Annotated in this window: 17 protein-coding genes; 4 read left to right on the top strand and 13 right to left on the bottom strand. The window is 43.0% G+C overall.

Going from position 1 to position 20,304, the window contains the following annotated elements; translation table 11 throughout:
* Positions 1–167 precede the first annotated feature (167 nt).
* The 3 genes from I3257_RS02910 to I3257_RS02900 all read right to left on the bottom strand — a co-directional run bounded on the left by I3257_RS02910 (position 168) and on the right by I3257_RS02900 (position 4,838).
* Positions 168–1,151 carry a malate dehydrogenase gene (locus tag I3257_RS02910; protein ID WP_238048779.1) on the bottom strand — a complete coding sequence of 328 codons (984 nt, stop codon included), beginning with the start codon at positions 1,149–1,151 and terminating at the stop codon, positions 168–170.
* A gap of 377 nt (positions 1,152–1,528) precedes the next feature.
* Positions 1,529–2,170, bottom strand: coding sequence for a hypothetical protein (locus I3257_RS02905; protein ID WP_198329486.1), 642 nt, complete (start codon positions 2,168–2,170; stop codon positions 1,529–1,531).
* 529 nt (positions 2,171–2,699) lie between these two features.
* Positions 2,700–4,838, bottom strand: a complete 2,139-nt coding sequence (locus I3257_RS02900; RefSeq protein WP_238048761.1) for a lytic transglycosylase domain-containing protein — start codon at positions 4,836–4,838, stop codon at positions 2,700–2,702.
* Between the two features lie 387 nt (positions 4,839–5,225).
* On the opposite strand from I3257_RS02900, the gene miaB reads away from it, so the two are divergent.
* A complete protein-coding gene (gene miaB, locus I3257_RS02895; RefSeq protein WP_238048760.1) occupies positions 5,226–6,716 on the top strand; it encodes a tRNA (N6-isopentenyl adenosine(37)-C2)-methylthiotransferase MiaB in 1,491 nt (496 codons plus the stop codon).
* Positions 6,717–6,816: 100 nt separating this feature from the next.
* On the opposite strand, the gene I3257_RS02890 is transcribed toward miaB, so the two are convergent.
* The 6 genes from I3257_RS02890 to I3257_RS02865 all read right to left on the bottom strand — a co-directional run bounded on the left by I3257_RS02890 (position 6,817) and on the right by I3257_RS02865 (position 12,863).
* The gene (locus I3257_RS02890; RefSeq protein WP_238048759.1) at positions 6,817–7,053 is read right to left on the bottom strand and encodes a hypothetical protein; all 237 of its coding nucleotides are present in this window, start codon (positions 7,051–7,053) and stop codon (positions 6,817–6,819) included.
* A 132-nt stretch (positions 7,054–7,185) separates the two neighbouring features.
* Positions 7,186–8,400, bottom strand: coding sequence for an RtcB family protein (locus tag I3257_RS02885; RefSeq protein WP_238048758.1), 1,215 nt, complete (start codon positions 8,398–8,400; stop codon positions 7,186–7,188).
* Between the two features lie 794 nt (positions 8,401–9,194).
* The gene (locus I3257_RS02880; RefSeq protein ID WP_238048757.1) at positions 9,195–9,935 is read right to left on the bottom strand and encodes a LysE family translocator; all 741 of its coding nucleotides are present in this window, start codon (positions 9,933–9,935) and stop codon (positions 9,195–9,197) included.
* Between the two features lie 145 nt (positions 9,936–10,080).
* Positions 10,081–11,301, bottom strand: coding sequence for an acetylornithine deacetylase (gene argE / locus I3257_RS02875; RefSeq protein WP_238048756.1), 1,221 nt, complete (start codon positions 11,299–11,301; stop codon positions 10,081–10,083).
* 135 nt (positions 11,302–11,436) lie between these two features.
* The gene (locus I3257_RS02870; RefSeq protein ID WP_238048755.1) at positions 11,437–11,922 is read right to left on the bottom strand and encodes a nucleoside deaminase; all 486 of its coding nucleotides are present in this window, start codon (positions 11,920–11,922) and stop codon (positions 11,437–11,439) included.
* Positions 11,923–12,209: 287 nt separating this feature from the next.
* Positions 12,210–12,863: a UPF0149 family protein gene (locus I3257_RS02865; protein WP_045454074.1), complete on the bottom strand. Its 654-nt coding sequence runs from the start codon at positions 12,861–12,863 to the stop codon at positions 12,210–12,212.
* A gap of 246 nt (positions 12,864–13,109) precedes the next feature.
* On the opposite strand from I3257_RS02865, the gene I3257_RS02860 reads away from it, so the two are divergent.
* Positions 13,110–13,550 carry a hypothetical protein gene (locus tag I3257_RS02860; protein ID WP_238048754.1) on the top strand — a complete coding sequence of 147 codons (441 nt, stop codon included), beginning with the start codon at positions 13,110–13,112 and terminating at the stop codon, positions 13,548–13,550.
* A 116-nt stretch (positions 13,551–13,666) separates the two neighbouring features.
* Positions 13,667–14,098 carry a cell division protein ZapA gene (locus I3257_RS02855; protein ID WP_238048753.1) on the top strand — a complete coding sequence of 144 codons (432 nt, stop codon included), beginning with the start codon at positions 13,667–13,669 and terminating at the stop codon, positions 14,096–14,098.
* 82 nt (positions 14,099–14,180) lie between these two features.
* Here the strand turns inward: I3257_RS02855 and I3257_RS02850 are convergent, their stop codons facing one another.
* The 4 genes from I3257_RS02850 to I3257_RS02835 all read right to left on the bottom strand — a co-directional run bounded on the left by I3257_RS02850 (position 14,181) and on the right by I3257_RS02835 (position 18,640).
* Entirely contained in the window at positions 14,181–14,477 is a 297-nt protein-coding gene (locus I3257_RS02850) for a hypothetical protein (RefSeq protein ID WP_238048752.1), read from the bottom strand.
* A gap of 357 nt (positions 14,478–14,834) precedes the next feature.
* Positions 14,835–16,928 carry a glycine--tRNA ligase subunit beta gene (gene glyS / locus I3257_RS02845; RefSeq protein WP_238048751.1) on the bottom strand — a complete coding sequence of 698 codons (2,094 nt, stop codon included), beginning with the start codon at positions 16,926–16,928 and terminating at the stop codon, positions 14,835–14,837.
* Positions 16,929–16,937: 9 nt separating this feature from the next.
* A complete protein-coding gene (glyQ, locus tag I3257_RS02840; RefSeq protein ID WP_201605245.1) occupies positions 16,938–17,927 on the bottom strand; it encodes a glycine--tRNA ligase subunit alpha in 990 nt (329 codons plus the stop codon).
* Between the two features lie 500 nt (positions 17,928–18,427).
* Positions 18,428–18,640 carry a PspC domain-containing protein gene (locus I3257_RS02835; protein ID WP_238048750.1) on the bottom strand — a complete coding sequence of 71 codons (213 nt, stop codon included), beginning with the start codon at positions 18,638–18,640 and terminating at the stop codon, positions 18,428–18,430.
* A gap of 561 nt (positions 18,641–19,201) precedes the next feature.
* Between I3257_RS02835 and nadR the strand changes: the two genes are divergently transcribed.
* Positions 19,202–20,242, top strand: coding sequence for a multifunctional transcriptional regulator/nicotinamide-nucleotide adenylyltransferase/ribosylnicotinamide kinase NadR (nadR, locus tag I3257_RS02830; protein WP_238048749.1), 1,041 nt, complete (start codon positions 19,202–19,204; stop codon positions 20,240–20,242).
* Positions 20,243–20,304: the final 62 nt, after the last annotated feature.

Genomic DNA, 20,304 nt, shown 5'->3' with positions numbered 1-20,304 from the left:
CACATTTATTGTAGCAAGCTTTATTTTAATAGCTGTTAATCAACGTGTACCTAACGTTATCAATTGTATTTGGATAGGCAGACAAGACAAAAAAAGCCCTCTAATGTAGAGGGCTTTTTTAGATCAATTTCTATAAAACAGCTTCATGGCATGATGACATTGGCGACTTATGGAAGCAGGTGTGCTACCGCATCACGCTCTTCGCTAAGCTCTTGCTCAGTCGCTGCCATTTTCTCTTTAGAGAAATTTGATGACACATCAACGCCATCTACGATAGACCAATCGCCGTTAGTGCACGTGCATGGGAATGAGTAGATTAAGCCTTTTGCGATACCGTATTCGCCGTTTGAATAAACGCCCATTGATACCCAATCGTTCTCATCAGTACCCAATGCCCATGTACGTACGTGTGCAATGGCCGCGTTGGCAGCAGAAGCGGCAGATGATGCACCGCGTGCTTTAATGATTGCTGCGCCACGTTGTTGTACTTCTGGGATATAAGTCGCTTCGTACCATTCGCGATCAACCAAATCTAACGCAGGCTTACCGTTGACAGTAGCAGCAGTCAGATCAGGATACTGAGTTGATGAATGGTTACCCCAGATGATCATTTTCTTCACGTGATTTACTGTGCTGTCAGTTTTGCCAGCCAACTGCGCCATGGCACGGTTGTGATCTAGACGAGTCATTGCAGTGAAGTTACGTGGATCAAGATCTGGTGCATTGCGCTGAGCGATAAGGGCGTTGGTGTTGGCAGGGTTACCGACAACCAATACTTTTACATCACGGCTAGCAACGTCATTCAATGCTTTACCTTGTGCTGAGAAAATCGCAGCGTTGGCTTCTAGCAAATCTTTACGTTCCATACCTGGACCACGCGGACGTGAACCGACTAGCAGAGCATAGTCAACATCTTTGAATGCAACAGTCGCATCATCAGTCTGCACAACACCTGCTAATAAAGGGAATGCACAGTCTTCTAATTCCATGACCACACCCTTTAGGGCGTCAAGTGCTGGAGCGATTTCAAGCAATTGCAAAATAACTGGCTGATCTTTACCTAGCATCTCGCCAGATGCAATACGAAATAACATAGCATAGCTGATATTACCAGCGGCACCAGTGACGGCAACACGTAAAGGCTGTTTCATTGACATTGAATACTCCCTAATTATAGATTAGATAATTCATGATTCTGATTGATGGTTCTAATTGATGACTATCGTTGTAAATAGCGACTTGCCTACTGAATATAGCAGTCATAAACCGAGAGCTAGTGTAGCACTTCGTTCAGCAAATCGTCTAGAGACAATAAGACGCCGACCACCGATTATATTGTTACATTTTATACGGGAGGATTTTTATACCTACTGTAAACCTATACGGATACAGTGCTATAAAGCAATAAAAGGCAGCTGATAACAGCATTGAGAAGCGTTATATATAGTGATATAACACTTAAGATAAGCGAATATTATTAGGGCGTGTCCTCAATTCAAACAATAAGCATTTAAATAGGCTAAAAAAACTATTTTCCACCCGAAATGACGAACTTACTGCCACAATTATTCACAACATTATGACATGTGCCAAATTCGCTCCCTTCATAACAAATATGGATATCCGTCAATGTTGATTGACGACGACTGCCCGCTTGGCAAATCAAATCAATACTGTTTGAGGACATGCCACTGTTAAGCTGGGTCATTTGACTGATAAATCGAGATTTAGAAACCGTATAGCTATTACCCGTATTAAGCTCATTAGGCAGCTTTAATGCGCCAGCGTAATTGGTAATCTGGCGAAAATAACTACTGGCACTAAGTGGACTACACGCCCCATAACGCTGCCAAGCTTGGCTACGTACTGTCGTATCAGGCATGATACGGTTGACGACTTTTAACTGTAACGGTGTCAGACGTGGCTCACTACCACGTCCGCAGCGCTCACCATATCCCATATCTAGACCTGATACTGTCAACGAATAACCCTCCAAGCATTGACGCATACGGGCACGCGTCGGCTGTATGCTACACAATGCTGGCGTCATCTCAATCATCAACACACGCTGTCCACTCTTAACAGCGCTCGCGGCATGTACCGGCATCATCATAATGCCTTGCAATATCACTAATGCACCAATACTTAGCGTCGTATTTAGTTTATCCATAGATGTATTAGTTATCGAGCTTGATTGGTTTAAATCTGGCGTTAGATTAGATGGCGAGCGCACCTGCATCTGCTGAATAGATGACTGATGCCGAACTTTGGATAACATGGACAGATTGAAATATTTTTTGATCATAGGGGCTGAAGGCATCTAGCAATGATAAAAACATGGGCTATCGTTTAGCTCATAGCGTTCGACGTATGAACACTGATGAAACTAAGAATAGAGCTAACAAAAATGTGTGCGTTGATTGATAAGCACTTATTATAAGGACGTATAAAAGACACTAATTGATGCAATGGTAGCAAAATGTTTTTTTTAATCTATAGCAGAAACGTAAACATAAGCTAATGATAGCATCAATAGTACAAAAATATTGCAACGTTAGCATGTCATCATCAGCGAGGTTGGGCGTCGAATTCGGCATCGCGTCAAGACAAAGCTAGCTTTGATTGCACGATCAAAAGTGACATAAAAAAACCATTAATGATTGCTCACGAATGGTTTTTTTGGTTTATACATTAGTACTTTAGAGCGCGGCAGGTATCGTGCCCATGCGCTGGCTAATAGGCTGACTACGACCTAATAGACTGCTATAAATGGTGGCATTTTCCATCACGTGCTTAACGTAATTACGGGTTTCAGGAAAGGCAATCGACTCGACGTACTGGTCGGCTGCAAGCGAACCATATACTGGTTGCCAACGCTTGGCATTGTTCGGACCCGCATTATAGCCAGCCGTTGCCAACACAGGTTGACGGTTTAGCTTACCGAAAATATCACCCATATACCACGTGCCATAACGAATATTGGTATCGCCACTATTGGCACGGCTGGCGCTATAGGTCTCACCTAAGTTGCGAGCAATATATTTTGCCGTGTCAGGCATCACCTGCATCAAACCACTGGCACCAACGTTTGAGCGTGCTGATGCAACAAAACGACTTTCTTGACGCATGATGCCATAAGCCCAAGCAGGGTCGATACCAGCAGACTGACTATAACGTACGACTGCATCTTGATGCGGCATCGGATGTGATAACGCTAAGCTGTCTACTCTATCAGTATTATCAACGGCATAAATTGCTCGGTCGAGCCAGCCCATATCATAGGCTTGACGAGCAGCGGCAATAATCAAGTTATCATCACGCTTGTCGCGCGCCTGCTTTACCGCCCAGTTCCATTCACGATTGGCATAGGCACGGCTGGCGTCAGCATTATATAGAGCAAAAGCACGCGCAAAGTTGGCATCTTGCATGACACGTGCGCGATCAGCGGTACTGACATTTGGTAAGTTATTACCACCCAAACGACTGGCATCAAAACGCTGACCCACTTTATCCTTTGCCATTAAGCCATAATAGTCATTATTTTTTGCCAAGTTTTGATACATTTTTTTAGCAGTATTACGCTTGTTAGCATCGCTTGACTGTTCGTAAGCGCGAGCCAGCCAATATTGCCACTGATCACTTTTTTGGGTTTCAGCCTCCATTTTTGAGATGGCTTCGACCACATCATCCCAGCGGCTAAAGCGAATCGCTGCCATGGCATAATCTTCAGCTTCTTCAAAATTAAAATCTTCGTCTAGGCTATTGCGGAACCAGTCAACCGCCTCAGCATTAAAACCATCATCCGTATTATGATTCATACGTTGCACCCCAAGGATGCGATACGCATAGCGACGAGTCTCCGCATTCAACAATTTAACTGAACGCTGATTGTCTTGCTTAACATCAAAATCTAACTGTAATGCAGCTTCACGGTAAGACTTATCAGCAACGCGTCCCATAGCATATAGATATAGGTATTGATTGTTTTGACTGGCAGGTTCTCGACTAAAACGGCTAAAAAAAGTAGACGGATTCAGTTGAATCTCACTCAATGCTGAATAAGCAATGGGCGTTCCTAAACGTGATGACAATGCCATAATGTCACCCGTTTTGCCTTTACGTAACATACGCTTGAGCCGCGCCGCGCGATCCTGATTGCTAATCAGCGCGTTATTATTCATCTCCATCGCGAGCTGGTCACACAAGGCTGGCTGCTTTTTGGTCGTCAACCAAACTTCAGACTTGGCTGCCATAGCCCGCATAGTATCGCCGCCATTATTGAACCCAAGCGCAACCGCACAGCGCTCACTGGCATCCGCATTGGTAATTAAATTCGCAACTTGGCGTACTGAGGCGTAATCATTGGAGCCTGCTTTAGTCTCAGCAAAATCCGCCACCAGCTTTTCTGCCATCACCGTATTTGGATATTGACGCACAAACTGTGATACCGCCGCCGAACTTTGCGAATTAAGATCTAAATTCATCCGCCAATAAGTGGGATACATAGCAAACAAACCGCCGCTCATTGCTTGCTCATAATTGTATAAAGCACTGACATCACCGCGTTCTGCCGCAATTGCCGCTGCTGTAAATGAGCTCACACCATTGTCCGACTGATAGCCACTGTTTTGTTGATAGCTGCCTTCTTGCTGATAACTGTCCTCTTCGCCCCACGTCAGCTCAGCACAAGCCACCTGTGACAATCCTAGCGCACTCATTGCTGTCGCCAAACTTAACGCACTGACTCGTAGCGTCCTTGCTTTCATTCGTTTTGCATCTTCATTTTGCTTAATAGATTCTCTATCCTTGATGCTATGAGCAACCTGCGGCTTTGTCATACTGACTCTCTTTGTAATGTGTCCAAATGATTTGGCTAAATAATATGTTTAGCATAACAATGCCAAAACGGCGTAAATCGCGATTTAATCAATCGCGCTAATATGGTCGCATTCATCATACTATACTCGTTGCACTTTCAACCATCACCTTTACCTTTTGTTAATAAATACGATAGCACGGTGTAACATAGAAGTGATAGCAAGCTGTAATTTTTGCCAAACGCGTTACTAGCAGCAGTAAACAATTGATACTGTTATAAATAATTGATCATAACGACCAACAATTGACGCTGCTAATTTTTCACATTGTCATAGGGTTGTGATAAAATACGCCACCTGTTAATCACCTATCACGCTATATTTTTAGTCAATCATGGACTTATCCTTATGAGTGTTACTGTATTTAATCCCCGCATCGATGACACTGCTGTCGCTGAAACAACCGCTACTGCGCCTGCTGTCACTGCACTCAAAGAATCAAGTTCAGCCCAAGCACCTGCCAAAACAGCGACTAAGAAAGTCTTTGTCACCACACAGGGCTGTCAGATGAACGTCTATGATTCTGGCAAAATGCTGGATGTGCTCGGTGATTCCCACGGTATGGAAGTCACGCATGATATCGATGAAGCCGATGTCCTTCTCATGAATACCTGCTCTATCCGCGAAAAAGCGCAAGAGAAAGTATTTTCAGAATTGGGTCGCTGGCGCAAACTAAAAGAAAAACGCCCTGACCTCGTCATTGGTGTCGGTGGTTGCGTGGCCTCTCAAGAAGGCGATAACATTCAAAAGCGCGCGCCTTACGTCGATATGGTATTTGGCCCACAGACACTACACCGTTTGCCAGAGCTGTATGATCAATCACATGAGCAGCGTGAGATTGCACCAAAAAATCGCATCGGCACAGTTGACGTATCCTTCCCAAGTATTGAAAAATTCGACTTTTTACCTGAGCCAAGAGTAGAAGGGTTTAAAGCGTTTGTCTCTATTATGGAAGGCTGTTCAAAGTATTGCTCATTTTGCGTCGTTCCTTATACCCGCGGTGAAGAATTATCGCGTCCACTCGATGATGTCTTGGCAGAGATTGATAGCTTAGCAGCGCAAGGCGTACGTGAAATCAATCTGTTGGGCCAAAACGTCAACGGCTATCGCGGTGAAAAAGACGATGGCAGCATTTGCCGTTTCGCTGAGCTGTTGCACTATGTCTCGCATGTCGATGGTGTCGAGCGTATTCGCTATACGACCAGCCATCCGCTAGAGTTCACTGATGACATCATTGATGCCTATGCACAATTGCCAGAGCTGGTATCACACTTGCACTTGCCTGTTCAAAGCGGCTCAAACGCTATCTTGGCAGCGATGAAGCGCAATCACACGATTGATGTCTATATCAATCAAATTAATAAGCTTAAAGCCATTCGCCCTGATATTCACTTGTCGAGTGACTTTATCATTGGCTTCCCTGGCGAGACTGATCAAGATTTCCAAGATACCTTAAATCTAGCAAAAGAATTAAATTTCGATCACTCCTACAGCTTTATTTACTCTAAACGTCCGGGCACGCCAGCCGCTGAGTTGCCAGATGACGTGAGTTTCAAAACTAAAAAAGAACGCTTGGCTGAATTTCAAAAAGTCATCATTGACTCAACGCTTGCCAAAACCCACGAGATGGTCGGAACCACGACTCGTGTGTTGGTGGAACAAGTTGCCAACCGCCATCCTGATTGCTTAATCGGCACAGCGGATAACACTCGTACGGTCATGTTCCCTTATGACGAAGACAAAATGGATGAGATGTTGGGTAAACTCGTGAGCGTACGTATTACTGATTTCGTCAGCCCGCACATGGTAAAAGGTGAGCTAATCGAAGTATTGGCGTAACTGTTAATTTTTAAGTCTGAGTAAAAATAAGAAAAAGCCGTTCGCTATGATAGTGAACGGCTTTTTTGTTGTTTAAATTTAAGATTAAGATGAACGATTGCTACTCCGACAACCAATCCGTCTGCCGTAGCTGCTGCTTGGTCTCACGGCGACGTTTTTTTCGGACGATATCGATATCCTCCTTTTCGTGAATACCACCTTTTCTTAACAGTGGATCTAGTGCCAAATAGTTGCGCGGCTTGACAGTGCCTATTGAGTGTTGGACACCTGTTTCAGCTTGCTTCTCTAACTGCCGCTCAATCTGCTTGGCCTTTTTTAGAGTTTGTTTTAAGCTCATATTGTTACCTGTTCTTTAATTCTTCTGAGATACCAATGCCGAAAATCATCTTAACGAGAAAAATGAGCCAAAATTGTACATTCAGTACATTAAGCAAATTTGACGATGCTAAGATGATTTGCAGGCTTGGTATTAGCCTTTGATACACATAACTTGCTTCAGCGTATGCACCACTTCTACCAAATCAGCTTGATTCGCCATTACTTCATCAATGTCTTTATAAGCACCGGGTATTTCATCGATGACGCCTTTGTCTTTACGACATTCAACGCCATCCGTCTGCGCTTTTAGCTCATCGATGGTGAAAGCTCGCATGGCTTTACCTCGACTCATCTGTCGCCCTGCCCCATGTGAGCATGAGCAAAACGATTCGTCTGCGCCCAGACCGCGCACAATAAAAGACTTTGCACCCATAGAGCCTGGGATAATACCAAGCTCACCTGCATAAGCACTTATCGCACCTTTGCGTGTTACGTAGACTTGCTCACCGAAATGCACCTCTTCATTGACATAGTTATGATGGCAATTGATGGCTTCTTTGGTCAGCTGAAATCGTGGTAACCCCGCTTGTGGCGACTGCAGTGACTTGATGACCAAGCGCATCATCTCACGGCGATTTTCTAGCGCATAATCTTGCGCCCAGCCCACTGCTTCAACATAATCAGCAAAGCTATCAGACCCTTCAGCAAAGTACGACAAATCACGATCTGGCACATGACCAAAGCGCGATTGACGCTCTTTTTTTGCTAAATTAATAAAGTACTGGCCGATACAATTACCAATACCTCGACTGCCAGAATGCAGCATGACCCAGACATCTTTGTTTTCATCCAAGCAAAGCTCAATGAAATGATTGCCACCACCCAGCGTGCCGAGCTGCTTTGCCCACGTGCGCTCAAAACCTTTGAGCATTTTGAGCAAACCTGGATGCTTATCAGTAATCGGCTTTAAGCGCTTGCCTAGTGGATCAAGCGTTGAGTTCTTGGCTTGGATTTGTTTGTGCATGTTGAAGCCAACAGGCACTTGCTGCTCAACGATCGACCGCAATGACTTTAAGCTGTCAGGCAGATCATTCGCTGTCAGTGACAAACGCACCGCATTCATACCGCAGCCGATATCCACACCAACGGCGGCAGGTATAATGGCTGATTTGGTCGGAATCACACTACCGACTGTAGCACCTTTGCCAACATGCACATCAGGCATCACTGCAATGTGTGAGTGTACAAACTCCAACTGGGCTAAATTGCGTAATTGCTGCATCGCACCTTGCTCAATATCTGAGGTATAAATCTTGACTGGTACACCATGTTTGCGGTTTTCATTTAATATTAACTGAATGCTCATTTTCTATATTTTCCATTTTATTATTTTTATTATTTTTATAACCATGTATATTTTTTATTTACCTATTATTATAATTTTTAGACATTACTTATCCGTCTCAATTAAACATAATTTTTAATAAGAAAATTATTTAATAATCTATAAAATTTAGGCAATAAAATACTGTATTTCTATTAGATGAAAAAATCAATAGAAATGCATGGTTAGTTTATTATGGACGTTTTAAAGAAATATTGTACCGTACCAAAATTGAAAGCATAAAAATTATGCATACAGAAGGGCATACGCTAAACGATGGCGTAAGTAACCTTATTGGCAATAACGGTAAAGTAAGATGTAGGGCAAACAGATAGCAACAGGCACAGTGCTTAGCACAATCGCAGAGCTATTTTGACACAGTAGACTTAAAAGAAGGATAAAGCGATTAGATACAGAACGCTATTCATTGATATCAATAAATAGGATGTCACTCAATAGCTTGTATATAGATTCAGCCAAACCTGTTCGAAGTCGTCATTGCTGTCAGGTAGTTTACACATTCAATCTTTAAAAACGTCTTCATAGTTAAATAGGACACGATGATTCCTCCATAGGTTGTGGCTAATTATTGTAGACAATAGTAGCAGACTTATTGGGATGACTTATCGCTTACATAGAAGCTAATAAATCGATGTGGCAATAATAACGATTTAAAAAATAAAGTCAATAATTTATTTTAATTAAATACAAAATAATATATTTCATTAAACCTGTTAATTTAATAATGTCATTTTAAATATAGAATTGAGGAACCTTTAAACCATAAAACCATTTATTACTTCAGCCAATAAAGCGGCTGCAATAATGATAAATATGACGCCGCAACCACGATTTAGCCACGCTAAACGATTGCCAACATCGAGCCAACTTGCCAGTTTTGTACCACCCAAGGTATAAACGATTTGCCAAATTGTTTCGCTTAGGAATAACCCTATCGTTAATAAAACATATTGCGGCCATAGTGGCGCACTAAAATTAATAAACTTAGGAAAAAATGCCGCAAAGAATAAGATAGCTTTTGGATTAGATAACGATACCCAAACACCTGTACGAAATAGGGTCGTATTACTTGGAAAGACTTTGACAGCCGCGCTAGAGAGCGAACGTGGCTGCGGTGTATTAGCCGTGCTTTCACTGTTACTTTCAGACGCAGAATATTCCGAAGCGACTTCTTCACTCATTTCGCGAGCGTCTTTCATTAAACTACCATCACCCGCATCACGCCATGAGCTGATACCTAGATAGATTAAATAAGCTGCACCCACTGCTTTAATGACTGTCAACAACCAAGGCGACTGGCGACTGATCACATCGAGTCCAAGTAGGGTGGAAAGCAGTAATATAAATAGCCCAAGACTCAGACCTGCCAGCGTCCACAGCGTTCGCTTCACGCCATAGTTCATGCCATACTGAAACGCGAGCAGCATATTGGGACCTGGGGTGGCTGAAATAAAAAACGTACTTGCAAAGAATACTGCAAACAGATGCCAAGACATCGACCAACCCCTACTTTATTATTTATAAAAATTTATCGTAATACTGCCAAACTGCTAAAAAATAAACACCGCCATAAAGACGGTGTCTTTTCTGCTAACTCGTCACTTGCTGATAACAGAAAGGAACACTTGCTGATTTAATCCATCAATTGATCGCACAGCTGTCTAATAACTTCTGTAAAAAACCATCACAGCGCTCAATTTCACTCAGCTTAACGTATTCATCAGCTTTATGCGCCTGCTCAATACTACCGGGACCGCAGATAATCGTTGGGATGCCAGCATTGGTAAATTGCCCGCCTTCAGTTGCATAAGCCACTTTATGACGCTCGTTATCTCCAGTCAGTGCGGCTATTAACGATTGCAATTTAGCACTGTCGTTATCAGTCATTGCCGGTACGCTTTCTTCTTGCATCAGCTCAATGCCGGTGTCGGCAGCACGTGCTTGCATCTGGGCATTTAATTCTGCCACTTTCGCTTGAATCGGTGCAAGAATATCCTCTTGCGTCATATGCGGCAGATTGCGATAATCGAAGGTAAACTCACATAGATTAGGCACAATATTGGTCGCAGTACCACCTTGAATTGTGCCTACAGACAATGTGGAATAAGGCACATCGAACAGCGCATCATTATCACTGCGATGACTAATCTCTTCCGCCAATCCATCGACATAACCAATCAAACGACTGGCATAGCTGATAGCATTGACACCTTGGGCGGTCAATGACGAATGCGCAGACTTACCATGGACGCGGCAACGATAAACGGCAATGCCCTTATGTGCCACAACCATCGTCATATTGGTTGGCTCACCGACGATACAATAATCAGGGGTGATACCACGCGCTTTCAAATCTGCCAGTATCAATGGCGCACCCAAACAGCCCACTTCTTCATCGAATGACAATGCTAAATGCAGTGGACGACGTAACTGACCGCTATTTGATAACTGCACAGCGCGTGGTAATAATGTCAATGCACAAGCGATAAAGCCTTTCATATCACACGCACCGCGTCCATATAGCTTATCGCCACGTATCGTCGCAGTGAATGGCTCTGATGTCCAGTCTTGACCATCTACGGGTACGACATCGGTATGACCAGATAGCACGAGACCGTGATTGACTTCGTCAGCGTTTGCCCCTGCTGGCACAGTAACGAATAGATTGGCCTTGTTTTTGGCTTCATTAAAAGTCAAATCTACTATCAAACCTAATTGTTCACAGTATGCTTGCACATCTTCAATCAAAGCTAAATTTGAATGGCGACTGACCGTATCAAAGCCAATCAAGCGTGTGAGCCAATCGATACTATGAGCAGGGTAAGACGTATTTTTGAGCTGATTATTATTGTTCGAAGTCATGAAATATCCTTATCACGATATAATACCGATTTTAGAAATACGGTTAGCGATGTTAAATTTTCCAAGCCTACTAGATGTAGTACTCGCACTCGTTTTTCGCTACTGTAATTTCTGGAATGGTAAAAATAGAAAGCGTTAGCGTCTTTGAAATGCGCGCTGTTGCAGCGCCTTTACTTCTGCATCTAATCCAGCAATCGGACCTTGTACTGGTATGTTCGGAGCCACTTCTTGAATACTTAATGAATTGATCGGTGATGAGGATTTTACGCCCATCTCCTCCATCCACTCGCCAAGCTGCTTTGATGAGCTGACATAAACGATACGACCAAGCCCTGCCCACGCATGCGCGGCCGAACACATGGCACAATGCTCGCCTGAGGTATAAACCACAGCGTTAGCGCGCGCCTCCGCTGTCATATTTGCTGCTGCCCATTTAGCAACGGCAATTTCAGGATGATAAGTAGCATCGACAGAATTGGCTCGGTTACGATCTTCATGCAGCACATGACCATCGCCGTCGACCAATACGCTACCAAATGGCTCATCGCCCGCCTCTAGCGCTTCAGTAGCAAGCTCTACGCAGCGGCGCAAATACATCATATCATTGTCGGTGATCATCATAATCTCCCTTCTATTATCTAAGCGCCAGTAATGACTCTTAAAATCTCTCATATCTTTTTAGAAAATACTAGGGCGTGTTCTAATTTTGAAAATGGTGATAAAAATGATAGCCGAATCAGAAAAATAGCACAGATAATATCGGGATATTAACCAGCTATTTGACGTAGTTTTGCAAAATTTAACTATTTTTAACCCATTTAGTAGTTTTCGCTTAGATTAGGGGTACGCCCTAGCATGGATGATAAGTTGGCTTTTACGACAGATTGCTTCTCACGATAGCGTCTTTATTATGAAGGACGGTTTTGATTCATCGCATCAACGACTGGCGGCATTGGCTTTGGTAACTTACCTTCTGCCTGCAGCTCTTTGGTGGTTTTGGCATCGATAGCCAGTCCAGCAATCAGGGCAATATCTTTAACAGGTTTACGCTTGCGGGTGGCAAAGCTCACTGGCACCATGCGCGCAAACTCATAAATATGCAGATAAGACTCTTCGCCACCTTCAAAGTTTTCATCATCTTCTAATCGAATACCACCGATTTTGGCCAAATCAGACAGCATCTCATTTTCGTCACCACTAAGACCACAGTCGGTAATCCCAAAACCCGTCATAAAACCATTTGCCCACTGTTTCAATGCCATCACGCGCTCGTACAAATCATGTTCATCATCTGGCACTAATGGCGTGTAAGAATAAGCATCGTCTTTGTCTTTAAGCTGAAAAACCGTGTCTTCCGCTTCTTCTGTTAACAGTGTCAATGCTTCATCAGGTAAAGGCGCAAAACTGAGCTCCTCAAATACCTTAGCCCATACTTGCTCATCAGGCGCATTACAGGCAGTCATCAGCCCTGTCATCAAGCCGTGCACTTCGCTGATAGAGACGTCAGTCCAGTCATCAAAAGCCGTCAGCCATGTATTCCAGCCAGATATATTGTCATTCATAATAGAGGTCCTAGTGATTGATTATTGCTTAAAAAATATTGCTTAAAAAATAAAAACAGACGGATAAAATAGGTGTGAGACATCGCTTGATATTATCAATCAAACCATGGCTAATAAAAATAAACAAACAACGCCTAATATAGGTAATTACTTTGTTGATATAGATATTATGCGGTCACCTATGGCATTATTAAACGCAGAGAACAAAATTCATTCACGCTTACTTGTTAAGGATAAAAACTGACTATGTATGATCAACTTAGAATATTAGAAAAAATGATACTCGACATAAAAAAACAGTATCAGCTTGTCAGTGCTGAACTTAGCAGCCTCAAACAGCATCCTGTTAGCGACCCTAAAGAGCTTGCAGCATTAACGAACAAGCTCAACACTAGCCATAGCGAACGCGACGGTGCCAAAAAACAATTGAACGATCTCGACAAGCGCTACCAAAGCTTGGCTGAAGCGCATCATATGATAGGCGAAGAGCAAGATAAATTGCAAAAACAGGTCAGCCAATTGCAACAACAAAATAGCCAGTTACAGCAACAAAATAATGAATTAAAGCAGCAATATAGCGATATTAAACAGCAAAACAGTGAGCTGCAGAAAAAGAATCAATTGGCAGCGGAGCGTACACAAGTTGTATTAAAACGCTTAACTCACATCGATCAAGTAGAAGGCTGATCAGGGATAGCAATAAACGATGACCGATCACCACTACTTGCTAATGAAACCGACAAAATCAAAACGGTAATATTTTATATTACTCATTTTACTGACCAGACATTGTAGGATTTATCATGACCGATGACCACAAAAACTCTATAGAAAAACAGCCACAAAATGGCCAACAGCAGAATATTTCTTCTAAACCACAACCAGTCGCTGCAACTGGTTCAAATACGTCGAGTGCTACTGTGAAAACCACTATCTCTGAACCACAAATCAAAAAGGTTGATATTGCAATTGCGGGTGTCACTTATCCTATATATTGCCCAGTACACGAACAAGAAGAGCTGCTCTCAGCTGTCTCGTATATCAATAACCATGCGCTAGATCTCAAACGAGATGCGCCAAGCCTCAGTCAAGAAAGTATCTTAGTACTGTGCTGCTTGAATTTGTATGAAAAAATACACACCAATCAAAGAAGCGATGAAGATCGACTACAGCAAGACAAACAATCTGAAGCGCTATTAAATAAAATTATGAAAGACGCACAGTCTGTTTTATAAGCGCATATTACGCGACGAAACAATAAGCGCTTCGCTCTGATGAGCCAAGCGCTTTTTTATGCCTAAGTAATAATCTAATTAATTATACCTCAGAGGTATAAACCTTACCTGCATGAAAGTCTGCTTGATGCTCATAATTACAAAAAAACAATGCTTGGTTTTCGCCAATAGCACTCTCACTATTTGCAGCCAAGTTGGGCTTGGTTTCAAGGACGCCGCGGTATTCAGCCAAGCTGTTGCCACAAAAATTGCACTGACGCGGTGTAATCACATCCCCTTTTTTTGGCATCATGCTTTTGGGCGCACGCGGGTACATAAATTTATAAAACCCCCACATTACTATCCAAATAACGATGATGATAATGATAACAGCAAACACGGCAGTGCTCCTTTAAATATGAGTAAGCGCTATGACTGATAAAAGCCGCTTGGCGGATTATTCAATACGTCTGAACAGTATAACTTAACCAGCAATACTGACGATATAGTCAGAGCATTTTTAAACCGCTACGGTGTTACCCGCCCTAGATGTACTCAGTGTACTATCTGCGGTCGGTCGCCTTGTAGCGATTCTAAAATTCCTTGACTATAGTGCTATGCTTTAGCGAGTTAATTGTCTATCCATTTATCATGATAACTTATCAATAAATGCCATAATACGTTGTAAAAAACTGGCCTTAGCGGGCCAGTTTTTATATTAAACAGAAAATAAAGTGAGCGATCTATATTAGTGAAACTATAGCTGCAACTCACTGATATCAGCGACGGTTAAAAACAATGCGCGTACTTGCTTAAGCAGCGCTAAGCGGTTGTTTTTAAGGGCGGCATCTTCACTATTGACCATCACATTATCAAAGAATTGCGTCAACGGCTCATCTAAGCTGGCAAGCGTTTGCAATATTTGTGTGTAATCCGCTTGCTCTAGCAGCGGTTTAACCGCCGTCTGCGCTTGCAGCACACTTGCGTATAAATCTTGCTCAGCAGATTCAGACAATAGCGCTTCATCCACAGTATCAGCGACACTCACTTCTGACTTGGCTAATATATTGGCAACACGCTTGTTTGAATCAGCAAGCATTGAAGCTTGTGACAATTCGCTAAAGGCTTGTACCGCGCGAATACGCTGATCAAAATCAAGCGGCATATGCGGGTTAATCGCTTGCACTGCCTGAATGGTATCGACGCTCACGCCCTGCTCGGTATACATCGCCCGATAGCGCGAGTTTAAGAATGCCATGACCTGAGTAAACGTATCACCCATTTTTTCAATCTTGCTGCCTTCAGCGTCACTATAGCCTTTGATTGCTTGTTCAACGAGCGCAACCAGATTAATTGGCAATTGCTTTTCAATCAAAATACGCAGGATACCGATGGCTGAGCGACGTAAACTGAAAGGATCTTTTGAACCTGTTGGTGCTTGGTCAATCGCAAAAATACCAACCAATGTATCTAAGCGATCAGCTAATGCTAAGCAAATGCCAATTGGCGTCTGTGGTAATACGTCACCACTGAACTTGGGCAAATATTGCTCTTCTAAACTTTCCGCGACTGCTTCAGGCTCATTATTCAAACGCGCATAATAAGTGCCTGCAATACCTTGTAATTCAGGATATTCACCGACCAATGAGCTTGCCAAATCTGCCTTTGACAAAATACCCGCACGCACCGTTTCATCGATATCAATCTGCTGACCTTGCTGTTGCATCAAGGCGGCAATAAAGGCGGCAAGCTTGGCAATACGCTCAGATTTTTCCCAAATCGTACCCAGCTTGTCTTGGAAGACACGAGTTTTCAAGCTTTCTGTCAACGCAAATAATGGCTGTTTTTGGTCTTGTAAGAAGAAAAACTCGGCATCGGCTAAACGCGGACGCACGACTTTCTCATTACCTTCGATAATTTGATTGGGATCTTTTGACTCAATGTTGGTAATAAAAATAAAGTAAGGCTGCAACTTGCCTGCTTTATCAGTTAAGCAAAAATACTTCTGATCCGCTTGCATAGTAGAAATAAGCGCTTCTTGCGGTACCTGTAAAAAACGCGGCTCAAAGCTTGCTCGCAGTGCAATCGGGAAATCAACCAATGCGGTGACTTCATCCAACAAATCTTGCGGCACGATAGCATCAGCATTTACCTCATCTGCTAGCGCTTTGACTTGGTTTTTGATCAGCATTTGACGCTTATCAAAATCAGCAACGACTTTTAGACCGCCTAGTAATTCTTCGTAGTCATTGGCGTGCGCGATCTCATGATAGTTAGGACTATGGAAGTGATGGCCACGTGTTTGCGTTCCCGTCTGATGGCCTTGGATAGTAGCGTCAATGACAGTACTATCTTGCATCAATACTGCCCATTGTACTGGACGCACAAATTCATTGCGGCTGGCACCTGAACGCATACGCTTAGCAATCGGTAGATTGTCTAGTGCAGTCTGAAAAATGGCAGCTAACAGTTCAGTAGTTGCTTGACCATGAATGACTTGCTCATAACCAACATAATCACCTTTATCGGTGTTAATCGTTATCAGCTCACTGGCTTCAATACCCAAGCCTTTCGCAAAACCCATCGCTGCACGTGTTGGATTACCCTCTGCATCAAACGCGGCTTTAATCGCAGGACCGCGCTTTTGCTCGCTACGATCCGGCTGCTTATCGCTAATGCCCTGAATTTGAAGCGCTAAACGACGCGGGGCAGCAAAGGCTTTGATACTATCGAAGCTGATTTCTGCTTCATTTAATTGTTCGGTGACACTAGCTTGTAGCGCATCACGTAGTGGCTTTAGGCTTTTTGGAGGTAGCTCTTCACACCCCAGTTCAAATAGAATAGTACTCATGGGATGCTCCTATTTATTGTTATTAGTAGATTGGTTGTTATCAATAGCTTGATTGCTTTCTGTATTCTCAGCGGCTTGTTCTTTTGGCAAATACTTATCAAGCGCCGCCTGACGATGTGCTTCGTCTGCCAATGGAAAACCCAATTTTGCGCGTGCTTCAACGTAACCAATGGCAACCTTACGGGCAAGCGTACGCACACGTAGGATAAAACGCTGACGTTCAGTCACTGAAATCGCACCACGAGCATCAAGCAAGTTAAAGGCATGTGAGGCTTTTAGCACCATCTCGTAGGCTGGTAGTGGCAAACCTTCGGCAACCAACTTATCTGCTTGCTGCTCATAAAAATCAAACATCTGGCCCATCATTGGCACATCGGCGTGCTCAAAGTTATAAGTCGACTGCTCAACTTCGTTTTGATGGAAAACATCACCATAAGTGACGCGACCAAACTCACCATCTGCCCAGACCAAATCGTAAACGCTGTCAACACCCTGCACGTACATTGCCAAGCGCTCAAGACCGTAGGTAATCTCGCCGGTCACTGGGAAGCACTCAAGACCGCCTACTTGCTGGAAGTACGTAAATTGCGTCACTTCCATACCGTTGAGCCAAATCTCCCAGCCTAGTCCCCACGCACCCAGCGTTGGCGACTCCCAGTTATCTTCAACAAAACGCACATCATGCACCAATGGATCAATACCAATGGCTCTTAGCGAGTCCAAATACAGCTCTTGGATATTGGGTGGATTTGGCTTTAGCACCACTTGAAACTGATAGTAATGCTGCAAGCGGTTGGGGTTGTCACCGTAGCGACCATCAGTTGGACGACGTGATGGCTGCACATAAGCAGCATTCCAACGCTCAGGACCTAACGAGCGTAAAAATGTCGCGGTGTGAAAAGTACCCGCGCCGACTTCCATATCATAAGGCTGCAAGATAACACAGCCCTTATCTGCCCAATAATTCTGTAGGGTTAGAATTAAATCCTGAAACGTCATCGGTTGAGGGTCTGTATTTTCTATCATCGGAGTTGTCGCTTGGGATGTCATAGTTTGGGTTTTCATAGTAAAGCCACTGTGGAATGGATATTTATAAATAAAGTTTTGATAGCACTCGTACAGCCTATTCGGCAACGACTCTATTTGCCTGCTCACCTTACTAAAAATTGACCATTTTATCTATATTTACATCAATTAAATTTATGCTGCAGACCTAAACCAGTCGTTATAAGGCTCATTTGTAATCAAACTGCTGCAATATAGAAGGCACAAAAGTAGCAGATAAAAAAATACCCAAATGCGCGAGCATCTGGGCAGGAGGAAAGGTATGTCTTTGGTATCCTGATGAGTCAGGCTTTTTGTTTTTTAGTCGAACTGCTATTCTCTTTTTTGTAAAAATCTATCTGAGCTAATCTCGATAGTGATGCTATCAAAACGATACTATTAAAATGGTATTACTATTAAGCGATTAAAAAGATACGAGCAAATATAAAATAACCTTACTCGTAAGACGCACTAGTTGCTTTTGGCATGATTATCCATAAAATTATATAAATTAAGATGCCAGGTACTGCTGCACTCAAAGATGAGATAATCACAAATAATACTCTCACCCAAGTCGGTGACCAACCAACGTATTCGGCAATGCCACCCATCACACCTGCTATCATGCGATTGTTCTGTGAGCGATGTAGTTTTGCTAGTTTAGCCAAATCAAATACCTCTCTATCATTTCTATTGTTATTTAAAATTCTGCTTTTTACTTTTTTTCTTCTATTTTTATGATTTTTTCCGATTGTAGTCAGGAAGCTGCTTAGCCTTCTTAACTTATGAATAAGTATAGCAACTATTTAATATTTATCTGTTGAACGTATAGACGTACTTTGTGAGTTTATGCTAACCAAGCTTGCCCTAATCTGTCATAAAACCTCATAAACTGCTGATTTTAAATAGTTATTTCAAAATGTTTCACGATTAGCTTTATTGCTGCCATATTACACATGTTGTTACAAATCCAATATTTAGCCATTTTCAGCACATAGATATTGTGTAAATGGAATCTCAGAAATGGTGAGATACTCAAACAATCACAGTTAAATTAATAACTTGGTCATATTTTTATCAGAAAAAAGTCGTATAAAAAAACACCCCTTTACAATAACCTACCTGTAAATCGCCTTAAACCTTTATAACATGCTGGTAAATAACAGATATTCCAGCAGTCTATCGATAAAATTAGTGCGATGAAGCATGAATAAAAATTAAGGAAAGCTATGTACGAGTCAGGATTGATGATTGGACATTTTGAGCCACTACATTTAGGTCAAATGCGCAGTATATTGGCTGCGGCAGGACAAGCGAAAACCTTGCATATTATCATTATGGCGCATCCAGCACCGCATCCAGATTTTGACATTACTTTGCAAGACAAAGCACGTTGGCTACAGATGGCGTGTGCTGATTTGCCATTTATCCAGATTCATACCACTCATGAGATTGAGCTGCCGCTACATGATAGCTTCGTCGATGTGACAATCGACATTCCCGCCAGCAATGCCAAACTACAACGTTTGACGACAGCGCTCGACTTACCAGCAGAGACAGTATTGTTTGTGGCAGAAAACCACCCATTGGCGCAGAGTGGTGTCTATGAGCGATTATCGATACCAGTCGTCACGACCCCGCTACAGCCTGAGTTTGATTCTTATGCCATCGCTCGTAATCCAGTCGCGCATTGGTCAGCTATTCATCCCCAAGCGCGCGGCGACTATACCAAAACGGTGGCGATTGTTGGCGGTGAAAGCTCAGGTAAGACCACATTGGTGCATAAACTGGCCAATTATTATGGCGCCAGCTTTGCTTTAGAGATGGGACGCTTATATGTCGGCACTGATTTGGGCGGTAGTGAAGTCGGTCTACAATACAATGATTATGGTCCGATTGCCCTTCAGCATGCTCAAGCTATAAGAGATGCGGCGGCTAATGCGACCGCTCCTGTCACCATCGTTGATACCGGTTTTGTGACTACTCAAGCATTTTGTGAAGAATATGAAGGTTGCAGCCATCCTTTTGTGGCGGCTTGTATCGATGAGTTTCGCTTAGATCATACCATTATGCTAGATAACAATACGCCGTGGATTGATGATGGCATGCGCTCATTGGGCACGCCTGAGGCGCGTGGACGCTTTGAGCGACGTCTTGTCGATATTTTTGCTCGTCATGATATCAAACCGCACATGGTGGATCAGCCAGATTACGATGCGCGCTATCAGCAAGCGCTGCTGCTTATCAATCAGTATGTTTATGGCAAATAGACGACAGGGTAAAAATAGCGATGGCGATAATACAAAAATAATATGATACTAAAAAATAAAAT

It is taken from the genome of Psychrobacter sp. Ps7 (genome assembly GCF_022129225.1).
Taxonomy (GTDB): Bacteria; Pseudomonadota; Gammaproteobacteria; order Pseudomonadales; family Moraxellaceae; genus Psychrobacter; species Psychrobacter immobilis_A.
Note: the sequence above shows the minus strand (reverse complement) of the source record. Positions and strands in the feature narration are given on the sequence as shown.

Bases quoted from the DNA above. Each gene is read 5' to 3' on its own strand.
- I3257_RS02910 (WP_238048779.1), bottom strand. From the start codon at position 1,151: ATGAAACAGCCTTTACGTGTTGCCGTCACTGGTGCCGCTGGTAATATC.
- I3257_RS02905 (WP_198329486.1), bottom strand. From the start codon at position 2,170: ATGGATAAACTAAATACGACGCTAAGTATTGGTGCATTAGTGATATTG.
- I3257_RS02900 (WP_238048761.1), bottom strand. From the start codon at position 4,838: ATGACAAAGCCGCAGGTTGCTCATAGCATCAAGGATAGAGAATCTATT.
- miaB (WP_238048760.1), top strand. From the start codon at position 5,226: ATGAGTGTTACTGTATTTAATCCCCGCATCGATGACACTGCTGTCGCT.
- I3257_RS02890 (WP_238048759.1), bottom strand. From the start codon at position 7,053: ATGAGCTTAAAACAAACTCTAAAAAAGGCCAAGCAGATTGAGCGGCAG.
- I3257_RS02885 (WP_238048758.1), bottom strand. From the start codon at position 8,400: ATGAGCATTCAGTTAATATTAAATGAAAACCGCAAACATGGTGTACCA.
- I3257_RS02880 (WP_238048757.1), bottom strand. From the start codon at position 9,935: ATGTCTTGGCATCTGTTTGCAGTATTCTTTGCAAGTACGTTTTTTATT.
- argE (WP_238048756.1), bottom strand. From the start codon at position 11,301: ATGACTTCGAACAATAATAATCAGCTCAAAAATACGTCTTACCCTGCT.
- I3257_RS02870 (WP_238048755.1), bottom strand. From the start codon at position 11,922: ATGATGATCACCGACAATGATATGATGTATTTGCGCCGCTGCGTAGAG.
- I3257_RS02865 (WP_045454074.1), bottom strand. From the start codon at position 12,863: ATGAATGACAATATATCTGGCTGGAATACATGGCTGACGGCTTTTGAT.
- I3257_RS02860 (WP_238048754.1), top strand. From the start codon at position 13,110: ATGTATGATCAACTTAGAATATTAGAAAAAATGATACTCGACATAAAA.
- I3257_RS02855 (WP_238048753.1), top strand. From the start codon at position 13,667: ATGACCGATGACCACAAAAACTCTATAGAAAAACAGCCACAAAATGGC.
- glyS (WP_238048751.1), bottom strand. From the start codon at position 16,928: ATGAGTACTATTCTATTTGAACTGGGGTGTGAAGAGCTACCTCCAAAA.
- glyQ (WP_201605245.1), bottom strand. From the start codon at position 17,927: ATGACGTTTCAGGATTTAATTCTAACCCTACAGAATTATTGGGCAGAT.
- nadR (WP_238048749.1), top strand. From the start codon at position 19,202: ATGTACGAGTCAGGATTGATGATTGGACATTTTGAGCCACTACATTTA.